This window comes from Pedobacter polaris, from assembly GCF_005116505.1.
GTDB classification, from domain to species: Bacteria; Bacteroidota; Bacteroidia; order Sphingobacteriales; family Sphingobacteriaceae; genus Pedobacter; species Pedobacter polaris.
On record NZ_SWBR01000001.1, the window covers coordinates 829,560 to 851,362 of the forward strand.

Here is a 21,803-nt window from a genome sequence, read left to right on the forward strand (position 1 = left end):
AATGGATGTACTATTACCTTAAAAAACGGGTAGTGATTTAGGTGTAAAATTCCTTTCCAATTCACCTTATTTCTTCCTAAAATATTGCTCACAACTCGATTTTTAAAAGCTAAATAACACCGCTTTTGATTTGCGATTTCACAAAAACAACCAATTTTTCACAAAAATTAATCATTATGAAAAAAATTTTACAAAGCTTACTAATTTTCGCTTTGCTTTTTTCAGTAGCCTTCGCTCAAAACCGAACGATTACTGGAACTGTTATTGACAAAGCAGGATTGCCCGTTCCTGGAGTAACTGTAAAAAGCAAAGGCTCAAATGCGGTAACATCAACAAGTGCTAACGGTAATTTTTCTATTAGTGTTCCTTCTTCAGTTACAATAATAGAATTCTCATCATTAGGTTATGTTAGTCAATCATTAGCAATTGGATCAACTAATGTGGTTAATGTAGCTTTAGAAGACAGTACAAACGACTTACAAGAAGTAATGGTAGTTGCTTATGGTGCCGTAAAGAAAGAAAGTTTTGTTGGCTCTGCATCAACTGTAGGGGCAAAAAACTTTGAAAGCAGACCGACTCCATCTTTCCAAAAATCTTTACAAGGTGCTGCTCCTGGAATTCAGGTGAGTAGTGCTTCTGGCCAACCTGGAGGTGGAACACAAGTTCGCGTACGAGGAATAGGCTCGTTAACACAAACACCAAACCCTTTATATGTAATTGATGGTGTTCCAATTTCTTCTACAGCATCAAATACAGCTGGTGGTGGAGACTTAACAAGTGTTGCGGCTACTGCAGATTTTTTGGCAACGATGAATCCAAATGACATAGAATCCGTAACGGTTTTAAAAGATGCATCTGCATCTGCTATTTATGGATCAAGAGCAGCAAACGGTGTAATTCTAATTACTACAAAACAAGGTAAGGCGGGTATAACTAAATTTAGTGCTACAATTTCTGGTGGTTATTCTTCACAAGCAGTTGATAAGCATGACGTTTTAACTGCTGAAGAATATTATAGGTTATATTTCAACAGTTATTATGCAACAGCAATAGCGGGTGGCGCTACTCCAGCTGCCGCTGCTACAACTGCAAATACTAATACAAGAAATAAATTAGTTGTAAATCCTTTTAATACGTTAAACCCATTTGTAGGAGGTGGAACCCTTGCACCAGGCGCAGCTTTATTTTATGATACAGATTGGAGAGATGCAGTTTTACGAAAAGGTATTACTAAAGATGCGAATGTATCTGCAAGTGGAGGTACTGAAAAGCTAAGATATTATGCTTCAGGTGGATATTTTGATCAAAAAGGTATTGTTATAGGTTCTGATTTTAAAAGATTTACAGGTAAGTTTAATCTTTCGAATGAGGTAAACAAATTTTTATCTTTTGGTATTAATAATACAATAGGTAATTCTGTACAAAATACACCAGCTGGTGCTGGTGGTGCCGCTAACCCCGTTAGATTTGCAGATGCAACGGCAAATATTTACAGCCTATATGTTAGGGATGCAAATGGTAATCCAACTTTTAATGCATCTGGGTTACCAAACTATAGCTATATCAATCCTGTAACACCAGATTATAATCCAGTTGGATTGAACGATTTGAATCAATATCTATCTAAAACAATAAGAATTACGTCAAATCCATATATTCAGGTTAAATTCTTGAAAAATTTTACAGCTAAGTCTTTAGTTAGCTTAGATTACACTACAATAAGAGAAAACCAATTTTACAACATTGAGCATGGCGATGGTGTGGCTGTAAAAGGAAGAGCTTATCGTTATTCAAAAGAAGATATTACTACAACTTACATCAATACATTAGCTTATGATAAAAGTATAGGTCAACATAGCGTTAATGTGTTATTGGGACAAGAAGCATTTAAAAATAGATATGATAGTTTTGCGGCTGAAAGAACTGGTTTCTCAATAGCTGGCCAACAAGAATTGGGTAATGCATCTTTACCAGGTTCTGGAACTACTTCTTCTGTTACAGAAGAGAGATTTTCTTCGTTTTTCTCAAGACTTAATTATGATTACGCAGATAAATATTATTTATCTGGTACTTTTAGACGTGATGGTTCTTCTGTTTTTGGGCCAGATAATAAGTATGGTAACTTTTGGTCTATTGGTGCGGCTTGGAGAATAAGCCAAGAAAAATTCATGAGTAATTTAACATTCATTAATGAATTAAAATTACGTGCAAGTATGGGTACAACGGGTAATAACAACATTGGTCGTTATGCAGCGCAAGGATTATACTCTCTAACAGGAGCTTATGAAGGAGCAGGTGCAGCTATTTATAGCCAGTTAGCAAATGATGTATTACAATGGGAAAAAAGTAAAACCACAGACGTAGGTTTGGAATTCTCGATCTTAAATCGCCGAATTAACGGCGAGGTTGCTTATTACAAAAGACAATCAGATGGTTTATTATTCGCACAACCATTAAGTAGAATGACTGGGTTTGCTAATTTGCCTACAAATTTAGCTGGGATAAACAATACAGGTGTTGAGGTTACTTTAGGGGGTACGCCAATTGTTACTTCAGATTTTAATTGGAATATTTCATTTAATGTTTCTACTAACAATAACAAAATTAAAAAGTTAACCTCAGCAGAAGTTGCCGATGGTCAATACATGCTTAAAGTTGGTGGAGATCGTTATGCTTGGTATCTAAGAGAATATGCTGGAATCGATCAAACTGATGGTAGAGCAATGTGGTATATGGATGATGCAAATGGGAATAAGGTTACAACAAAAACTTTGGCCAATGCTAAATTCTATACTAACCATGGTACTGCTTTACCAGACTTTTTCGGAGGTATTACTAATACTTTAACTTACAAACAGTTTGATTTTAGTGCATTCACTTACTTCTCTTACGGTGGAAAAGTTTATGATGCACTTGAGCAAACCTTAACACACAACGGTATCTCTGTTGGGACACAGTTGTCACGAGAAGTATTAAACGCTTGGTCACCAACAAATACTTCTTCAACTATTCCTAGATTTATGCCTGTAAACACAGATCTCTCTAATAGTGCTTCTTCAAGATATTTGCATGATGGTTCATACCTAAGAGTAAAAAATATTACATTAGGTTATACACTTAAAAAGGATTGGGCCGCTAAAGCTAAATTAGGTAATGCTCGTATATATATCATGGCAGAAAATCCTTTCACATTAGCAAAACACAAAGGTTTAGATCCTGAACAAGCAATTAATGGTACAAGCAATAATGAAATACCTAATATTAAAACATTATCTGTTGGTTTAAATATTGGGTTTTAATAAAGATAAATATGAAAAAGATAAATAAAATCGCAATTTATACCTCATTAGTAGCAACGATCTTAGCTACTGGGTGTAAAAAAGAATTCTTAGAGGTATCACCAACTACTTCTATTAAAGCAAGTGAGGCATTTACAACTCCAGAGAGAATTGCAGCGGGTTTAACGGGACTCTATGATTTAACAACCCTTAGCTCATATACTCATGATATGATCTTAAATGCTGATATCAAAGGGAATGACATATTGGTAATCAGTTCAGGTAATTATAGTAGGTTTCTAACAGGATACCAATACAATCAAAACTTTACTTCAGCCGAACCTTTAGCTTATTGGAACCAAGGCTATAGGATTATTGCAGGTTGTAATCAGTTTGAATTGAACATACCGACTTCTCCATTAACAGCGGGCGAAAAAACAGCTTATTTGGCGGAAACTAGAGCGTTAAGAGCTGAAGCTTATTTTTGGTTAGTGAGATGGTTTGGTAAACCTTACACTGTTGATCCAGAGGCATTAGGTGTGCCGTTGGTGTTAGCCCCATTAGGTCCAACAGACGTACCTCCTTTGAGAAATAAAGTAAAAGAAGTTTATGCGCAAATCGTTGCAGATTTATTATATGCAGAAGCTAACATACCAACATCAAAAACAAGTGTATACAGATTTACTAAAGCTGCAATACAAGGTTATTTAGCTAGAGTGTACCTAACAATGGGTAATTATACTGAAGCAAGTAAGTATGCTAAATTAGCGAGAGCTTCTAAACCATTAAATACTGCAGCTGCTTTATTAACTGGCTTTAATAACCCAACTTCTGAGTGGATTTATGCGCTTAATGTAAGAACTGATGATAATCAAGGCTTTCTACAAGTACACTCATTCTATGAGCCATATGATATTGGTTACTCAACTTTTAGAGCTGCTGATAATTTCTTCGATTCTTTTGCAGCTAATGATGAGCGTAAGAAACAATTCTTAGTTAAATCTAGCCCAACAGCAGCAGCAAGTACCGCTACCTATCATAGAAGAGGTACTGAAGGATGGTTAATTAACAAATTTGACTTTACCACAACTGCAGCAACTAATACTGTTTTGATTCGTTCATCAGAAATGTATTTGATTGAAGCAGAGGCTGAGGCTAGATTAGGTGTGGCCAATGAGCCAGCAGCTAAACTTGCTTTACAAGCGATACAAGCGAGAGCTATACCTGGTACTCTTCTTTCATTAAATACAGGGCAAGCTTTAATTGATGAGATTTTGACAGAAAGAAACAAAGAGCTATATGGTGAGGGTCACAAGTTTTTCGATTTATTAAGAACAAAGACACCTATCGTGAGATTAGCAACTAATGGTCACTGGTTAGCTTTAAATCTTCCAGTTGGAGACAATAGATTAGTATTTCCTATACCTCAAGCGGAGTTGAATGCAAATCCATTGTTAAAGCCTCAACAAAACCCTGGATACGCTAATTAAATTGATAACATTTAGATAAAATAAAAAACCCAATCACTTAATTGTGATTGGGTTTTTTATGTGTTATTTGAGTTTATACCTTATTTCTTATCAATACTATATTTCCCTGGGCCAATAAATACCAAGCCTAAAAACACAATAGCTAATTCTATGGCATGACTAGCGCCACTTACGCCATCACCTTTACCGAAATGAACTAATGCGGCTATAACCATGGTAAAAAATAATAGCATATTAACAGGGCGGAAGAACAAACCTAAGATTAATAAAAACCCACCCAAGCCTTCGCTAATTGCAGCCATAAAACCCCAAAAAGTTGGAAGAAAATCAATGTGAATAACCTTCATGCTACCACCCAATTGAGTCCAGCCATCTGGTCCGCCCATAATTTTTGGCAGGCCATGAACCATCATCATTACCCCTAAACCAACTCTTAGAATTAATAATCCTGTGTTGCGATATTTACCTAAACTTTCGAAAATTGCCATGTTATAAATAGTTAAATTGAACGTTATTTTTACTAACACTTAAAGATACTAATTTACCCAGTATCATTGCTCTGTTATCATCAATATGTCCAGTAGGGAAATTAAAACACACTGGGTAATCGTACTCTTTTACCAATTCCCAAATTAACTCTTCAGGCGTTTGTCCGAAAGGAATTTTCTCCTCATCAATTTCATTAAAAGCACCAATTACCAATCCTTTTAGGTTAGCCAATTTGCCTGCTCTTTTTAGTAGGCGCATCATCCGGTCAATGGCATACTCACGTTCACCAACATCTTCTAAAAAGAGAATTTTATCAGTATAGTCCATTTCAGATTCAGAACCTTGTACGGTTATAAGTAAACTTAAATTTCCGCCAATTAAAATCCCTTCGGCGGCACCATCTTTACTATTAAAATCACTAGTATAAGTATAGGAAATGTTCTCGCCAAAAAGCGATTTACGCAAACTCTCTAAAGCTGCGGGTGTACTTTCCTCAAAAGTATAAGGCATTTGGGCATGGATGCTTTGTACATTTAATTTTGCAAAGGCGTGCGCTAATAAAATCGTAATGTCGCTAAAGCCAACTAACCATTTAGGGTTTTTATTAAATGCGGTAAAATCCAATTGATCAATTATCCTAATGGTACCATAACCTCCTCTACCAGCAATAATTGCTTTGATGCTTGGATCATCTAGGTATTGTTGCAAATCTGCAGTTCTTTCTTCATCTGTGCCAGAAAATTGGTGGTAAGAGCCCGTAACTGTTTTACCTTCAATTACTTCTAATCCCCATTCTTTTAAAATGGCAATCCCAGCTTCAATACTTTTGGGTAATTTTTTTGCTGGGCATACAATTGCAATTTTGTCTCCTTTTTTTAAATACGTTGGCTGTTTAATCATGCATAAATCACTTATCTTTGCAAAATAAAAAAATAGTTTTGGATAACAGTAAAATTAAAAGATATACCGTAACGGCAGCTTTGCCTTACACCAATGGTCCGGTTCATATTGGTCACTTGGCAGGCGTTTATTTGCCAGCAGATACCTATGTGCGCTATCTCCGCTCTAATAACAAAGCAGTTAAATTTATTTGCGGCTCAGATGAAAATGGGGTTCCAATTACGTTAAAAGCAAAAAAGGAAGGCATTAGCCCACAAGAAGTTGTAGATAAATACCACAAAATTATTGGCGACTCTTTTAAAGAGTTTGGTGTGTCTTTTGATATTTATCACCGTACATCATCATTAACTCACCACCAAACTGCATCGGGCTTTTTTAAAAAACTGTATGATGATGGTGTTTTTACTGAAGAAGTTACCGAGCAATATTATGATGAGAAAGCGCAAACTTTCTTGGCAGATCGTTACATTACAGGTACCTGCCCTAGATGTGGTAATGAAAATGCCTATGGCGATCAGTGTGAAAGCTGTGGAAGTACTTTAAATGCTACTGACCTAATTAATCCAAAATCTACCTTGTCTGGAGAACCTCCTGTGCGTAAAGAAACCAAAAATTGGTTTTTACCATTAGACAAGTACGAAGACAAATTACGTGCCTATATAGAGAGCCACAAAGAATGGCGGCCAAATGTATACGGACAATGCCAAAGTTGGTTAAACGCAGGTTTACAGCCAAGAGCAATGACCAGAGATTTAGATTGGGGTGTAAAAGTGCCGATTAAAGGTGCCGATGGTAAAGTTTTGTATGTGTGGTTTGATGCCCCAATTGGCTATATTTCTGCTACAAAAGAGCTTTGCAATTACGCTACACTTGATGTTTGGAATCCAAAGGCTGAAGAATATTACATCAACCCAATGGAAGATGATAAGTGCGGCTGGGAAGAATATTGGAAAGACGATTCTACCAAATTAGTGCACTTTATTGGAAAGGATAATATTGTTTTCCATTGTATTATTTTTCCAGCAATGCTGATGGCGCATGGCGATTATATTTTAGCTGATAACGTACCAGCCAACGAGTTTTTAAATTTAGAAGGACAGAAAATATCTACCTCAAAAAATTGGGCTGTTTGGTTAAATGAATATTTGGTTGAGTTTCCTGATAAGCAAGATGTATTGCGCTATGTTTTAACGGCAACTGCACCAGAAACTAAGGATAACGATTTTACTTGGAAAGATTTTCAGGCACGCAACAACAATGAATTGGTTGCCATTTTAGGAAATTTCATCAACAGAGTTACCGTACTTACCCACAAATATTTTGATGGTAAAGTGCCAATGCTAATGCAAATTACAGACCAAGATCAAGCGGTAATTGACGAATTGGCAAGCTATCCTGCTAAAATTAGTGCTTCTATAGAAAACTACAGATTTAGAGAGGCATTATCAGAAGTAATGAATGTTGCTCGTTTGGGAAATAAATATTTAGCTGATACAGAGCCTTGGAAAGCCATTAAAACCGATGAAGATAGGGTAAGAACTATTTTGCATATCTCTCTACAAATTGCAGCAAACCTTGAGGTTTTAATTGAGCCATTTTTGCCTTTCACTGCCGATAAATTAATGAAGATGTTAAATTATGGCGGGCACCAATGGGAAGATGCAGGGGGCCTTAATTTACTAGCTCGCGGGCACCAATTAAACGAACCCACGTTATTGTTCGCTAAAATTGAAGATGAAGAAGTACAAGCTCAAATTGATAAATTAAATAATAGCAAAGCTGAAAATGCGCAAGCAAATACTTCATTAGTTCCAGCGAAAGAGAATATTCAATTTGATGATTTTGGAGCTATGGATATTCGTGTAGCTACCATTATTGCTGCAGAGAAAGTAGAGAAAACCAAAAAATTATTAAAGCTAACGGTAATTACTGGCTTGGATGAACGTACAGTAGTTTCGGGCATTGCCGAATATTATAAGCCAGAAGATATCATTGGGCAACAAGTAAGTTTGTTGGTAAACCTTGCACCAAGAGAAATTAAAGGAATTGTTTCACAAGGCATGATTTTAATGGCTGAAGATTCTGCTGGTAAATTAACTTTCGTAGCACCATCAACTAAGTTTGAAAATGGTAGTGTAGTAAGGTAATTCATTTTATGTATAACTAAAGCCTTCTGATTTTGCAAAATCAGAAGGCTTTTTTATGTCAATTTATATTGCATATAAGAGTGAATATCATTAATATAGATAAAATCTATAATGTTTATTTCAATTCAATCACTTTGTCTATATAGATCTGTTCCAAGAAATACTCATCATGAGATACAACTAAAAGTGTGCCTTGATAATCATTGATCGCTGAAGTTAGGATTTCTATATTTTTAATATCGAGGTTATTAGTGGGCTCGTCAAGTATAATCATGTCCGGAGTCTGATTGCTTATTGTAAATGAACATAAGATCAAGCGCATTTTCTCTCCACCGCTTAAGGTAACACAAGGTTTATCCCAATAATCCATTGTAAATAAAAATCTATTTAAGAGGATCTTTATTTCATGTTCCTGCAGGCTACCATCATTAAAATGCTGAGCCTGTTCGTAAACGCTTAGACTATTGTTGATAAAGGAATAATCCTGATCTATGTAGATTGATTTAAAACTAGCCTTGTAAAATGTTCCAGATTGAGGCTTTATCTCTCCTAAAATTACCTTAATTAAAGTTGTCTTTCCAGAACCATTTCCTCCTTTAATCGCTATTCGATCACCACTTTTAATCTGAAAATTTAAATCTTTAGGCCAAACAGGCAAATCATGATATTCAAAATTGATAGTTTCAGCCTCGGCTAAAATCTTTCCATTGTGTAATTTTGACTGATCAAAATTCATTTTCATTTGATCTCGTTCTGGTATCGCCTCACGCAATTGATGTAATTCTTGTGAAATAGAATTTAGTTTGCCGGTGTGAACAGCCTTCATTTGAGCCGTACTTTTTTCAGCCTTATTTCGCAAGGTATTCATGGAAATAGTAGGTAAACCCGCCTTTTCCTGTTTTTTCTTACCTTTGGCATCTAATTTTTGTTGTCTTTCTAAAGTTTCCCGCTCCGTTTCTTTTGCCTTGCGAAGCATTTTTTCTTTATTTTTTACATCTTGATTTAATGCTTCTATTCCTAAATATTTTTGCTCGACATAAAAATCATAATTCCCACCATAAGCTACAATACCTTTTTTGCTCAATTCATAAACAGGGCTTAGCAGATTTAACAATTTTCGATCATGGCTTACCACAACTAATGTGGCTTTGGTAGATTGTATGTAATCGTACAGTATATTTCTGCTGTAAACGTCTAAATGATTAGTTGGCTCATCTAATAAAACAAATTGTGGTTGGTGAACAAGAAGACCAGCAAGAAAGACTTTTGTTTTCTGACCTCCACTAAGTGTCTCCATTTTCTGCGTAAACGATAACTCTTTTAAACCCCAGTGTGTTAAAGCGTTTCTACATCGATCTTCAATTGTCCAATCGTTATTCAATAGAGTCATATTTTCATCCGTTACGTTACCCTCTAAAATTTCGTATAAAGCATTTATTTTAGCAGTTACATGAAGAGCTTGGGCAATGCTGCAATCATTATATTGCCCAAAAAGTTGAGGGATGTAATATGGTTTCTCGAGCGATTTTAAGGTACCGCTTGATGGCAGCAACTCTCCTGCTAATATTTTCAACAGTGTAGATTTTCCTGTACCATTGTTGCCAACAAGTGCAACTTTATCATGTTTGTTAATGCTGAGATTTAAATTACTGAACAGTAAATCTCTATTTGGGTGTACGTAAGTAACACCTTGTATTGTAAGCATAATTTCTTTTTTAAAATGAATAATAAAAAGGCTTGTATTAAGCCTATTGATTTTTTCGCGAAAAGAAATTGAATCCTACATGTGGTGTTTTTGATTGATTACAAAAGTAGCGATTTTCTTAAAATAATTCAAATTTGTGTATCGAACGGCGATATTGGGATTTGTTAGCAGAACGTAAAGGATTTTTTATCGTGCCGATCACTACTACTCTTTACCTATATTTACAAATCACGCTTAATAGAACTAACACCAAACGGTGAAAAAAATTCCCATCAGACATATTGAAGAACCAAATCTTGCTGGCAATTTTAGCATCAAATCAATTGAGAATTTGCTAAATGAAAGCGATATGGTGCAAGAGTTACACGGGCATAATTTCTTTTACTTATTGGTTGTGAAAACAGGAAGTGGTGCACATGAAATTGATTTTATCAATCATAGTGTTGATGATGGCACCTTGTTTTTAATGCGCCCTGGGCAAGTACATCAACTTACTTTAAAAGCGGGGAGTACAGGTTACCTACTCCAGTTTAAACCTGGGTTTTTTGATGCACAAGATAAATTAACACCTCAGTTTTTAAGACAGGTAAGTCACAGGAATTTTTGTAAACTGCCACAAATCCAGTTCGATAAACTAGACAAACATTTAACGCATATACTTCAAGAATTTACAGATCAGCAAGAAGGTTATCAAGATGCCATTAAATCAAGTCTGCACATTTTCTTTATTGAACTTTTAAGAAAATGCCATGCTAATAAAGCAGCTATCCCAGTAAACAATAGTTATGCGCAAGAAAAATTAGAACAGTTTTTAGAGCTTTTAGAGACTCATTTAACCATCCATAAGCAAGTTGCTGAATATTCGAGGTTAATGAATCTCTCCCAATATCAATTGAGTACAATTACCAAATCCTTATTAGACAAAAAACCTTCTGAACTAATTAATGATACGATAATTTTAGAATCGAAAAGACAGTTGCTGGCCACGCCCAATCAAGTCAATCAAATCGCTTATCATTTAGGGTATGAAGACGCATCTTACTTCATTAGATTTTTCAAAAAGCATACAGGATTTTCGCCAGAAACTTTTAGAAACAATTTCAAATAAGTCCTACTTAACCTCAATTTTGTCCTATCTGATTGCCTATTAGCTTCAATATCTTTGTTTTATCAAATCTAATTAGAAATGAAAACAAGATTAAAATTAATAGCGGCCTTTAAAATATGGATAGTGATTTATCCATCGATATTACTTTTTCATTACCTGTTCGGTCAATCAATATCAGCTTTGCCAACTTACCAAAAGAGCCTCATATTAACACTTACGTTAGTACCTTGGGTTATTTTTGTTGGTGTTCCCTTGGTAGATTTTATCGCCAGCATATTTATAAAAGATAAAACCAACTAAAAGGATGAAAAGGTTAGCCAGCAACTCAAGGCGACAATTTATCAAACAAAGTGGATCTGCGCTAGCCGCTACCATTTTTTACAAATTAACAAAAACCTTAAATACCCATAAAATGAAAGACTTTAAAGAATTTGATGCCATCATCATCGGTGGAAGTTACTCCGGCCTAGCTGCAGGGATGGCCTTAGGTAGAGCATTAAGACAAGTGCTAATTATTGATAGCGGGGCTCCGTGTAATGCACAAACCCCTTTTTCACACAACTTCCTTACCCAAGATGGCGAAACCCCTGCTGCAATTGCTAAACTTGCCAAACAACAAGTTCAGGCTTATCCAACCATCAGCTTTGTTGAGGGATTGGCAATCAAAGCAAGCAAAACACAAAACGGTTTCTCTGTTCAAGTTTCTTCTGGCGATTTATTCCATGCCAAAAAGTTAATTTTTGCAACTGGTGTTAAAGATCAAATGGCGCAAATGGAAGGATTTAAAGAGTGTTGGGGCATTTCGATATTACATTGCCCTTATTGCCATGGTTACGAAGTGCGCAACGAAAAGACAGGTATTTTAGGCAATGGAGAAGTAGGATATGAGTTTGCGCAACTCATTAACAATTGGACTGATGATTTAACCATATTCACAAATGGTGCTGCTACATTTACTATGGCACAATTAGAAAAACTGAAGAAGAATAACATCAAAATTGTAGAAAATGAGATAGAAAAATTAGCCCACGTATATGGCAATCTACAACACATTGTTTTTAAAGATGATACAACAATTCCACTAAAAGCAATTTATACCAGAACACCTTTTAAACAGCACTGCGATTTAATTGAAACATTGGGCTGTAAACTAACAGAAGACGGTTATGTTAAAATTGATGACATGCAGCGTACTACTATAGATGGGGTTTTTGCTTGTGGAGATAATGCCACTCGCATGCGCTCTGTTGCAAATGCTGTGGCGCAAGGAACCTTTACGGGGGCTGTAGTGAACAGGCAAATCATCGCAGAAGAATTTTAAAATTAAACACACACAAAAATGAAAATCGTAATTATTGGTGCCACAGGTACTATGGGCAAATATTTGGCAAATGCCTTTGAACAAGAAAATGAAGTTGTTCGGGTAGGAACTAAAGAGGGAGATTTACAGGTAGACATTACCTCAACAGAATCAATTACAAACCTATTTAAAGCGGTTGGTCCATTTGATGCGTTAATTTGCACAGCAGGACCAACTTATGTAGGGCCATGGAAAAACATGACCGACAAAGAATTTAGAAAAGGAATTGAGGGTAAACTGATGGGGCAAATTAACTTGGTGCTCATTGGTCAGCATTTCATTAATCCAAAAGGATCATTTACCTTAATTACTGGAGCATTAACGCAAGAACCTGTATCAAACTTTGCAAATGCTTCTGTTGCAAATGGTGCTATCGAAGCATTTGTGCGTGCCGCCGCTATTGAATTAGAAAATGAAATCCGCATTAATGCAGTTAGTCCTACCGTAATTGAAGCTTCTCCTCAATACTTTCCCTTCTTCCCGAATGATATACCTGTAACTATGCAGCAACTAGAATTTGGTTTTAGCGCAAGTGTATTTGGGGCGAATACGGGTCAAGTCATTAAGCCTTATTAGTAGAGAGAGATAAGGGGAGGTCATTAAGTAAACTTAGTTATCACTTGATGGGTTTCCCCTACTTTTTTCAGTACTTCTAGTTTACCATAATCTCATCTGCAAAAAGCCAAGCCTGTTTATTTTTATAGTAACGCCATTGCGGAAGTTGGCGTAAGTTGCTGGCTTTTACTTTAATGTATCTAGCAGTTAATGGTGAATTTAACTTTGCTATGTAATCTTGTACAGATTGCGCATAATTTTCATAAAGGCCAAATGGTGCAGCAATTTTTTGTTGTGATACAAAGTTGATGTTATCTGTAGAAAAACTAAATGAAACAGCGGCAGGTAGAAATGCCCAATGTCTTTGGTCTTCTAAAAAACTGATGCTTACTTGATTTACAGCTGTTTCTTTTCCTAAATCTACTACTACCACTAAATCTTTTCCATACCAACCTAGCCAGTTGTATTGAAAATCTAAATATCCTCTACTGCCATCTGTTAATGTGGGGGCTCCTTTGTTAAAATAATCATCGCTAAAAGGTGTAATAGCAATTACTTTGGCGCCAATAGCACTATGTATCTTCGGTCCTGCTTTGAATATGCTGTCCCATTCTTTTTGGTAGGCATTTGGACTTAATCCACCTTCTGCAAGTTCAGTTATGCCAGCTTTATTTGCCGTATTAATAAAGTTCGCCACCTTTCTTTTGTAGTTTGCTCTGGGTATCCATTGCTGATTTTCATTTACAAAAACACCATGCTTTTGTATCCCATAAAATCTAGATTGTTGTAAAACAGCAAATTCGATAGGCAATCTGGCCGCCTTAACATTTGCTAATAGGGTACGCTCATTATTTACTGCATCTTCGGCCTGATCAAATAAAAGGCCATACTCATCTAGTAATTCTGGACTTAAATAGGAGCGATGAGCTGGAACTGGGCTTCCATAAATATCAAGCCGCTCATTTGATGTGATTAAGTTTTTATGCAGTAAATCTATATATTGTTGAATAAATGGGGCAGCTTTTCCATAATAATCATTTAAAAATTGCGCTGTGAGCTTTTTTACATTGGCATTGGTATTCCAGCTTAACCTTGCCAAAAGGAATGCTCTTAGTTCAGAAAATTCTCCAGGAGTATCTCCACTACCTTGCAAGAAAACACCTTTTACACCATTAGCTTTAAAAAAGCTCAGGTTACTTTGCAAAACATGTAGGTTAGGAAATGGACTTACATAATTGGTAAATTGTACATTATAATCCCAAACAAATAGATTAGAAGTTAGTTGGCTCCAATTTTTTAAATCTCTTCTAAAACTAGCCGAGCTTGGGTCATTTACAATTGGTTTACTTCGGTTACAATCTATACTGCACAGCATGATCTGTACATTTTTTGCAGGCTTAAGGCGAAGTGGCGCTCGCTGAGAATAAGTATAGGCTAGCGTAGAGATTATTTTGTCGGGAAATTGAGCCGCTACTTTATTTACAAAATTTAAGATTGAACCCTGTGGGCCATCTTCTTTCTTATCTATGGCACTACATAACCCACATTCACAGTAACCCGAATCGTCGTTTTGGCTTACCGACCAATATTTCATTGCTGGTGCATCGGCCATTCTTTCTTTTAGACTGGCACTGAGAATTTTAAAAACTGTTGGATTGCTTAAACATAATTGACTGTCTTTTCTTTTCCCATCGACCAATGCATAATATTCTGGATGCTGCTTAAAGTATGTTTTTGATGGTACTAGTTTATCAAAACTATGTACCCATAATCCCCAGTTGTCATCTAATCGTGTTAATCTATACCAATCTAAATACAATTGATTTTTCGAATCGGGATAATACACTTCACGATAGCTAAAGTCTGCCTGCTCTTTAATATTTAGCGCCGCTGATATCGAGATGGTTTTACTTTTAGGAATAATTTCAAAAGTAGAGGTATATATTTTGCAGTTTAGATAATTTTCTAAAAATGAATAGACGGCATACAAAGTTCCATTTTTACCGCTTCCATTTAGCCACAAAGTTGCTGAATTAGATTGAATCAAAAAGCCATCGTTGCTAGAATTTAATGTTGCTTTAGAATTTCTATTGGTATTGCCAACCACAATCTCAAAAGGGCCTATTTTTGTGTTGTCTTTTAATATAGGAATAGATACATCAGCAACTTTTGTAAGGTACTGTTGTAAAACATTGGCTGCTGTTAATTCTACATTTGTTGCCTGAGTAGAAATGATAATTTTAAATGCTGATTTTCCATTTTTCGCAAGGTTAAGTAAGGGTGTAGCATAGGCTGAAGTAAGCGTTATTGTTAACAATAAAGCCCCTATAAACCTGCCCATTTTCCATGTGCTAAAATCGATGTTGAAAGCTGACTGCAAAATCATACTCATTCTCTTTTTTCCCAACTATATATTCTTGTCTGTTGTAGGTGCCTAAAATAGCTATCGTATTTCTAGACCATATTAATTTTTGGTAACCTAAACTTAAACGAAATGCATTTGCTTCTAGTCTTTCAGAGAAGTTTGAATTACGAGTTCGGTCATCAGGAGATACACCAGTACCTATAATTGCAGTTACATAATCATCGGCAGTGTTGAAATAATACCTTGAAGTAAGTGTGTAAGATTGTGCTATTTTACCTTCACTAGGTGTTACAAATGCCTTTAAATTTACCCAGTAGTTTTGGAAATATTTCCCTACAGCACCACCATAGCTAAACAATGAGTTGGTATTGTATTGGTAACGAATGCCAAGTTCTCCTTCCCATCCTTTAGGAAAACTTTTGATATAAGAATAGGAAGCTTTATATTTTTGGAAAACAGCAGCATTAGAGTAAGCAAAATTTAGGTAAGAATAGGCCTTTTTGTGCTTTGGATAAGCTTCTACTTCAAACTGGTAACCACTTGCATACGCTCTATCTAAATAATTTATTCTCCCTATAATTGAGCCAAATTTTTCTTCCCTAGCATAAGAGGTACTGATTAAATTCCATGCCTTTTTTCCGTCTTTCTCAAAAAAAGTTGGATTATACGTAATTGTTAAACGATTTTTTAAATTAGCTATTTTTTGTTCCTGCTCATTATTATCTATGCTTTTAACACCTGCTAAAGCGTCTGTATGAGTAGGCGATTTTTCAAGTATTCGATTGTATTCGGCTCTCGCTCTTTCTGGCTGGTTGGTAAGCTTGTAAAGCTTTGCTAACAATAAACGAACATCGGTATAATCAGGGCTTATGGCTAATGCTCTTTTAGCCAATACAATTGCATTAGGATAGTTCTGCTTTATATTGGTTTGATAAGTGGCTTGTTTAAGAAGCTCGTCTACATCTACTTTTTGTGCTAAAGCATGGAGTGTAACCAAGCAGAGCAATAGCACAAATATTACTTTATTTCTCATTTTTTATTGAATCATTTGATTTAAACTGTTGCAGTTTTTTAGACAATTTCTTTTCGAACCCTGATCTTTGCATATTACCCCAAACTAGTGTCTTGCCTGTTAATGAATAGAGATATCCCTTAATGGCAAAAATTACAACCAACGGATGATAAAAAATTGGCTCAACTAAAGCAGCAAGACAAAGTTTAAATACTTCGGCTTTAGACCCATATTGCTTATAGGTAATCTCATCCCATAATACTGCAAAAATGGTAATCATTACAGAAAAACTATATACATATACCAACAGTATCACGGCATATTCCCAATTAATTTGTCCTGTTACAATTACATAGATATAATAAATTATACCAGTAGCCTCTATAATTGGTGCTAACCATTCAAAAAATAACCAATATGGAAAGGACAACATCCCAAAAATGCCATATTTAGGATTAAATATAATTTTTTTGTGTAACCACAAATTTTGAGCTAAGCCTCTAGACCAACGCGTTCTTTGATTGCCAAAAACTTTTAAGGTTGCAGGAACTTCTGTCCAGCATAGAGATTCAGGAATATATTTAACCAAGTATTTTTCTTTAATATCATGCATGTAAATGCGCATTCTGGTAATGAGTTCCATGTCTTCACCAAATGATTTATGGTCATAGCCCCCTGCACTAATGGCCACTTCTTTATCAAATAATCCTAAGCCACCAGATACTAGCATTAAAGCATTTAACTTACTCCAAGCCATTCTGCCTAGTAAAAACGCCCTGATATACTCAAGTTCTTGAAATAAGGGAAGAAATTTATCGGGTACTTTTACCTTAACCATAAAACCATTTTGGATTTCGCAAGAATTAGAAATTCTAATAGCTGCACCCGTAGCAATTACCTTGGTAGATTCTTCAATAAATGGTTTAATTAGCTTTAACAAAGTATCTTTGTGGATGATACAATCTACATCTGTACATAAAAAATAAGGATAGGAAGAAATATTTATCCCCGCATTAGACGCATCAGCTTTGCTTTTTCCATTCACTTTATCAACCACCAACAGGTTAAAAAATGCTGGATTTCCTGAACGATAAATTTGCCTAACTGGTTGTGTAATGATTTGCTCATTGTAAGCATAATCTATGGCTACAAGATTAAAATTCTCAATTAACTTTTGTAGCGTATGGTCTGTACTTCCATCGTTTATAATTACAACCTCGAACTTTGGATAATTAAGCGATAAAAGGGAGTGGACATTGTTGATGATAGTTAAACCCTCATTATATGCAGGTGCAATTACAGTAATGCCAGGAGCGTGTGGTGAAGTTAAAATAGAACGTAAATTGATGTAGCTTTTTCTTTTTAGATATTTTCTAATTTCAAACAATGACAATACCACCAATATTGAATAAGAAAACATGAGTACCGACGCATAATCGAACATAAAAACCTCATAAAATGCTATGAGGTAGTCTAATGCTTTTTTTAACATTAATTTCTAATTAAAACGTTAGTGCAATGATTAAGAATTGTTTCCCTTGCTAGTGGGCTATCATCTAGTTGATTTACCTCTTGTATGAGTTCTTCCTTATCAAAAAATGGATAATTAACGAGTGCACATCCTGCAGTTTTTACCAGTGTAAACTCTTCCGATTCTAGAAATTGTGTTTGTAAAAAAGTTAAGTTTTCTCCACTTCCAATTTCACCAACAGATTCTAAAATTTTAAGCTGGATTTTAAGATCTTCCATTGGAAACTTAGCGATCATTAACCTTTCAGCCTGTTCAGCATCTAGTTTGCCTAATAGCGAAACAGCTGCTGCCCTAATCTTTTGCGATGGATGGTCTAATAAATTAATTAGATCTGGAATAGCATCTAGCTGTTGGTAATATTCGATAAGTTTGATGCAAAAAGAACAAACCGATTCGTTTTTAGACCGTAAATAAATTCTAAACTCTGGAACTTCTAAATTCGGCGTATTTGTTATAATCTCACACAGCAATATCTGATGCCATTCTAATAATTCTTCAGTGGTGTGCGCTAAAAATTTAAAAGGATTTTCTTTATGGAGCCTAATGTATGCAGCTTGTGCTTCAATTCTCAAATCATTATTCTTGTCATTAAGTAATGGATTTAGCAGCTGCACATAATTGCTTTCTCCAGTCATCATCTCTTGAATTTCTTTTAAACCTTTTGCTCTAAGTTCCCAAGCTCCTCGTTTAAGCTTTTTTAAGGCGCTATCAGCCAAGTTTAGTTGGTTAAAAAGCTTTTGAAGAATGCGACTTGTGCTATCAGTAAAATTACGATGGTAAAAAATTACCTGATCAATTAACACTTGTTTAAAAAGCCTATTCTTTAACATTAATTCTCTAATCCGTATTGCATATTTATCGAAATCATGATCAGTTAATGAATCATCCATCATTAAATCAGCAGTAAGTTCTGCTGTAACTAATTCTTTCGCTTTTTTAATGCGCACATCATGATAAGCATCAAAAATGCGCTTGAAAAGAAGGCTAACATTCCCAATTATGAATAACACAACAGATAATAAAATAATTACAATTGCGATTTCTATAAACAAGGGGTATTGATTAAACCATTCATAAAATGATTTAACGGAGCTGTAATTCTGTTTGTTCATTAAGCGGTGCGTAACAAGTTATGTCCGCCAATTAATAATTTAAGCTTGGTTAATAGCACATTTAATGCAAATGGCTTTTTAAGAAAATCATTTGCTCCAATAGATAGGGTCTCTATAATGGTGCTTTCTGTACTTAGGGCAGATAACACAATTATTGGTGTCTCTTTATTCTGTTTGTTAGCTCTAATATGCGCAATGAGCTCGAAGCCAGACACAAAGGGTAGCATTAGGTCTACTAAAATACAATCGTATTTATTTTTGTCAATACATTCAATAGCTTGATTTCCATCAATAGCAATATCTACTTTAAAATTTTCCTTTTCTGTTCGTTGTCTCAAGAAAGACAACATTAAAAACTCATCCTCTACAATTAAAATTTTATTTTTCATATGTAACATTCGTGTTGCAATATCTGTGCCATCCATTTTTCTCTATCCTGTAAACTAAACAACTCATGGTTGTAGGCTTTGATGTTAAATTAATTTATTTCGGTTCTGGATTTAACATTTTAAAATTTTCATTGTTTGATTGATTGATTTTTTAAGGGTTTTTAGTGGGAATTTAATATTTTAAAAAGGAAAATATTTCTGCTATTTAGGTATTTGATTGCTTACACTAAGCATACTATTACTCCTTTGAGTAGTGTCTTAATTTCAACACATCACAATTCTACCCATTGGTTGTATGCTTTGAATGATAATCTAGGCAATTTGTTATTACTGGTGTAGTAACAGTTCATTGGTATTGCTACCAAAGCATTTATATCTATCGATTATTTTTTTGAGTACTTATCTATAATCAATTCACTGGCTGGTCGTAGCCTTTTTCATTCATTTTACTTCCCAACCTTATGCGGTATCTTCTTTTTTGGTATACTAATGCTACAACTAAAATAACAATGGAAATAATTATGCAAATAGACCATATTAAAATAGTTAAAAGGTATCTGTAATAAGAAACATAATTAGTTAGTATATATGGTGTTAAAGGTTTTAATCTTTTAACCGTATCTACAGGGTGCATACCGCTGTCAGTAAAAAATTCTTTTTTATTGTTTATTGTAGCATACCAAACTTTTCCCAGTGAGTTTTGAGTCAAGGTATCAGGTTGGGTAATTTTTTTTAAACCGTTTAGTGTTTGAATGTTTAAGTCAATTTTTGGTGCATTAGTTTTTTGATTACAAAGCGTGGCCTCGTAATGATCGCCAGTCCAAAACATACATTTTTCATCTTTGGTAATTGTTTCTCTATCTTCTTTATCTTGCCAGAATAAAAAAGTGCTAAGCCCAATAAATAACACAATAATCCCAGTAACGATAATATTCTTATTTGACAATGATTGTTTACCCGGTGTTTCTTCAGAGTGTTGACTTGGGGGATTTAGATTGCCAAGTGATACGTCAATATTAGACAGATCTTTAGGGTTTTCTAATTCTGCCCCTTTAACTTCACTATCACCAAATAATATGATTACTGGGGTAGTCGGTTTATCTTTTTCGTCATCTGTTATCTCTTGAGGCTGATTTAAAGCAGAAGGGCCTGTTTCGTTTTTTTCTATGGCTATAGCCTTATCGGGTTTACTAAAAACTTCTTCTACTTCTCCATTAACATGATTTGTTTCTAGATTTTCTTCAATAACTGATGCATCTTTTACTTTCGGTACTTCGTAAAAACTCTTGTAGTATGCAGTACTTGTTTTAGGGTGAAAATCCATCAGCCAAGCCAATAGTTCAAAGTATTTAATCCCTGGTTTTTTAACGCCTCCTCTTAGAACGTTAGACATTTGCTTAAATGTTTCTGCAGCAGTATTCTCAAGAATGTTGAGATATCCTTTTTCTTTATCCCCATTGCTAAAGAATAATCTAAGAATTTCGTGATCTTGAGGAGTGTATCTTTCACGACATACAATAAGACACTCTTCCCTCAAATTTCCGGGAGTTGCGTCTAATAAGTTTGACGATAGTTTTCCTTCTAATTTTCTTTTCTCGTAAGCTTCGAATACTACTTTTCTATAATCCTCAGGCATTTTCTCAAAAATTTAAATGTAAAAATAAGACGGAATTTTCGGAATTATTACGGTTTTCCGGAATTCTATCGGAATTAAAGGAAACATCAGAATTGCCTAATAACAAGCGAGTTACAACCCACATCTTTGCTTTAGAAATCGGAACAGTCGTTTGCTCAATTATAGTAAATGTACGAAACAGATTTCAAATAATGAGCAGATATCACGGTGGTTAGTAACCGGTTTGGGAAGCAGTAATTAGCTCCCGTGATTGACACTCAAAACACTTCCCAAAAATTTCAGAAGGCCTTCTGATTTACAATCGTAGTAAACCCCTCGAACGGTCGGGGGGAACTACATAGTATTTCAATTTCTAAATTTTTGAATCATGTTTATACCCTATTTTATTGCACTTTTCTTGGGATTAGTGTGTCCATCTAACTCGACTAATTATCATACAAATACAGCAATGGTTAGCACTACTGGCGATGAGCCGGGTGAACCAGGCGAACCCGATCCAGGTGACGACGGCACAGGTGGTGGCACTGGAACAGGCGGAGGTACTGGTACAGGTGGCGGAACAGGCGGTGGTAGTACAGGGGGAGAAGGAAGTCAACCTCCACCACCAAAACCATAGAATTGGAAAAAGGCGATATATTATCGCCTTTTTTTGTTTAAAAAATTTGCAAGTAATTATTTCATATCTATTTCAAAAGAAAATTAGCCTATTATATTCACTTTGGTTTA

General features: G+C 35.2%; 17 protein-coding genes. 8 read left to right on the forward strand and 9 right to left on the reverse strand.

All coding sequences use genetic code 11. The features are described 5' to 3' along the window. Positions 1–176: 176 nt before the first annotated feature. Together FA048_RS03725 and FA048_RS03730 are read left to right on the forward strand one after the other, a co-directional pair. A complete protein-coding gene (locus FA048_RS03725; protein ID WP_136838863.1) occupies positions 177–3,299 on the forward strand; it encodes a SusC/RagA family TonB-linked outer membrane protein in 3,123 nt (1,040 codons plus the stop codon). Between the two features lie 11 nt (positions 3,300–3,310). Next, entirely contained in the window at positions 3,311–4,768 is a 1,458-nt protein-coding gene (locus FA048_RS03730) for a RagB/SusD family nutrient uptake outer membrane protein (RefSeq protein WP_136838864.1), read from the forward strand. An 80-nt stretch (positions 4,769–4,848) separates the two neighbouring features. On the opposite strand, the gene FA048_RS03735 is transcribed toward FA048_RS03730, so the two are convergent. Next, positions 4,849–5,256, reverse strand: a complete 408-nt coding sequence (locus tag FA048_RS03735) for a DoxX family protein (RefSeq protein WP_136838865.1) — start codon at positions 5,254–5,256, stop codon at positions 4,849–4,851. A 1-nt stretch (position 5,257) separates the two neighbouring features. Then, positions 5,258–6,157 carry a S66 peptidase family protein gene (locus FA048_RS03740; protein ID WP_136838866.1) on the reverse strand — a complete coding sequence of 300 codons (900 nt, stop codon included), beginning with the start codon at positions 6,155–6,157 and terminating at the stop codon, positions 5,258–5,260. Between the two features lie 38 nt (positions 6,158–6,195). Here FA048_RS03740 and metG point away from each other — a divergent pair, with 38 nt between their 5' ends. Next, positions 6,196–8,304 carry a methionine--tRNA ligase gene (metG, locus tag FA048_RS03745; RefSeq protein WP_136838867.1) on the forward strand — a complete coding sequence of 703 codons (2,109 nt, stop codon included), beginning with the start codon at positions 6,196–6,198 and terminating at the stop codon, positions 8,302–8,304. Between the two features lie 115 nt (positions 8,305–8,419). Here the strand turns inward: metG and abc-f are convergent, their stop codons facing one another. Beyond that, positions 8,420–10,009, reverse strand: a complete 1,590-nt coding sequence (gene abc-f / locus FA048_RS03750; RefSeq protein WP_136838868.1) for a ribosomal protection-like ABC-F family protein — start codon at positions 10,007–10,009, stop codon at positions 8,420–8,422. A 256-nt stretch (positions 10,010–10,265) separates the two neighbouring features. Between abc-f and FA048_RS03755 the strand changes: the two genes are divergently transcribed. The 4 genes from FA048_RS03755 (at position 10,266) to FA048_RS03770 (ending at position 13,053) form a co-directional block, all read left to right on the forward strand. Beyond that, entirely contained in the window at positions 10,266–11,117 is an 852-nt protein-coding gene (locus tag FA048_RS03755; protein ID WP_136838869.1) for an AraC family transcriptional regulator, read from the forward strand. A gap of 78 nt (positions 11,118–11,195) precedes the next feature. Next, on the forward strand, positions 11,196–11,417 hold the full coding sequence (locus FA048_RS03760) for a hypothetical protein (protein ID WP_136838870.1): 222 nt from the start codon (positions 11,196–11,198) through the stop codon (positions 11,415–11,417). Positions 11,418–11,421: 4 nt separating this feature from the next. Then, positions 11,422–12,438, forward strand: coding sequence for an NAD(P)/FAD-dependent oxidoreductase (locus tag FA048_RS03765; RefSeq protein ID WP_225872467.1), 1,017 nt, complete (start codon positions 11,422–11,424; stop codon positions 12,436–12,438). Positions 12,439–12,456: 18 nt separating this feature from the next. Then, positions 12,457–13,053: a short chain dehydrogenase gene (locus FA048_RS03770; protein ID WP_136838871.1), complete on the forward strand. Its 597-nt coding sequence runs from the start codon at positions 12,457–12,459 to the stop codon at positions 13,051–13,053. 76 nt (positions 13,054–13,129) lie between these two features. Here FA048_RS03770 and FA048_RS03775 read toward each other — a convergent pair whose 3' ends face one another. From FA048_RS03775 to FA048_RS03800, 6 genes are all read right to left on the reverse strand, one after another. Next, complete coding sequence (locus tag FA048_RS03775; RefSeq protein WP_169306806.1) at positions 13,130–15,418, reverse strand: DUF4838 domain-containing protein; 2,289 nt, start codon at positions 15,416–15,418, stop codon at positions 13,130–13,132. Then, on the reverse strand, positions 15,384–16,430 hold the full coding sequence (locus FA048_RS03780) for a YaiO family outer membrane beta-barrel protein (protein ID WP_136838873.1): 1,047 nt from the start codon (positions 16,428–16,430) through the stop codon (positions 15,384–15,386). The genes FA048_RS03775 and FA048_RS03780 overlap by 35 nt, the downstream gene beginning before the upstream one ends. Continuing rightward, on the reverse strand, positions 16,420–17,901 hold the full coding sequence (locus FA048_RS03785; protein WP_136838874.1) for a glycosyltransferase family 2 protein: 1,482 nt from the start codon (positions 17,899–17,901) through the stop codon (positions 16,420–16,422). The genes FA048_RS03780 and FA048_RS03785 overlap by 11 nt, the downstream gene beginning before the upstream one ends. Beyond that, entirely contained in the window at positions 17,901–19,052 is a 1,152-nt protein-coding gene (locus FA048_RS03790) for a HEAT repeat domain-containing protein (protein WP_136838875.1), read from the reverse strand. Before FA048_RS03790 ends, FA048_RS03785 begins: the two co-directional genes overlap by 1 nt. After that, positions 19,052–19,441, reverse strand: a complete 390-nt coding sequence (locus FA048_RS03795; protein WP_169306807.1) for a response regulator transcription factor — start codon at positions 19,439–19,441, stop codon at positions 19,052–19,054. The genes FA048_RS03790 and FA048_RS03795 overlap by 1 nt, the downstream gene beginning before the upstream one ends. Positions 19,442–19,850: 409 nt before the next feature. Then, positions 19,851–21,077 carry a hypothetical protein gene (locus FA048_RS03800; protein ID WP_136838877.1) on the reverse strand — a complete coding sequence of 409 codons (1,227 nt, stop codon included), beginning with the start codon at positions 21,075–21,077 and terminating at the stop codon, positions 19,851–19,853. 367 nt (positions 21,078–21,444) lie between these two features. Here FA048_RS03800 and FA048_RS03805 point away from each other — a divergent pair, with 367 nt between their 5' ends. Further along, positions 21,445–21,693 carry a hypothetical protein gene (locus FA048_RS03805; protein WP_136838878.1) on the forward strand — a complete coding sequence of 83 codons (249 nt, stop codon included), beginning with the start codon at positions 21,445–21,447 and terminating at the stop codon, positions 21,691–21,693. The last annotated feature ends 110 nt before the right edge of the window (positions 21,694–21,803 follow it).

Coding starts and splice junctions, on each gene's coding strand:
- FA048_RS03725 (WP_136838863.1), top strand. CDS start 177: ATGAAAAAAATTTTACAAAGCTTACTAATTTTCGCTTTGCTTTTTTCA.
- FA048_RS03730 (WP_136838864.1), top strand. CDS start 3,311: ATGAAAAAGATAAATAAAATCGCAATTTATACCTCATTAGTAGCAACG.
- FA048_RS03735 (WP_136838865.1), bottom strand. CDS start 5,256: ATGGCAATTTTCGAAAGTTTAGGTAAATATCGCAACACAGGATTATTA.
- FA048_RS03740 (WP_136838866.1), bottom strand. CDS start 6,157: ATGATTAAACAGCCAACGTATTTAAAAAAAGGAGACAAAATTGCAATT.
- abc-f (WP_136838868.1), bottom strand. CDS start 10,009: ATGCTTACAATACAAGGTGTTACTTACGTACACCCAAATAGAGATTTA.
- FA048_RS03760 (WP_136838870.1), top strand. CDS start 11,196: ATGAAAACAAGATTAAAATTAATAGCGGCCTTTAAAATATGGATAGTG.
- FA048_RS03765 (WP_225872467.1), top strand. CDS start 11,422: ATGAAAAGGTTAGCCAGCAACTCAAGGCGACAATTTATCAAACAAAGT.
- FA048_RS03770 (WP_136838871.1), top strand. CDS start 12,457: ATGAAAATCGTAATTATTGGTGCCACAGGTACTATGGGCAAATATTTG.
- FA048_RS03775 (WP_169306806.1), bottom strand. CDS start 15,418: ATGATTTTGCAGTCAGCTTTCAACATCGATTTTAGCACATGGAAAATG.
- FA048_RS03780 (WP_136838873.1), bottom strand. CDS start 16,430: ATGAGAAATAAAGTAATATTTGTGCTATTGCTCTGCTTGGTTACACTC.
- FA048_RS03785 (WP_136838874.1), bottom strand. CDS start 17,901: ATGTTAAAAAAAGCATTAGACTACCTCATAGCATTTTATGAGGTTTTT.
- FA048_RS03790 (WP_136838875.1), bottom strand. CDS start 19,052: ATGAACAAACAGAATTACAGCTCCGTTAAATCATTTTATGAATGGTTT.
- FA048_RS03795 (WP_169306807.1), bottom strand. CDS start 19,441: ATGAAAAATAAAATTTTAATTGTAGAGGATGAGTTTTTAATGTTGTCT.
- FA048_RS03800 (WP_136838877.1), bottom strand. CDS start 21,077: ATGCCTGAGGATTATAGAAAAGTAGTATTCGAAGCTTACGAGAAAAGA.
- FA048_RS03805 (WP_136838878.1), top strand. CDS start 21,445: ATGTTTATACCCTATTTTATTGCACTTTTCTTGGGATTAGTGTGTCCA.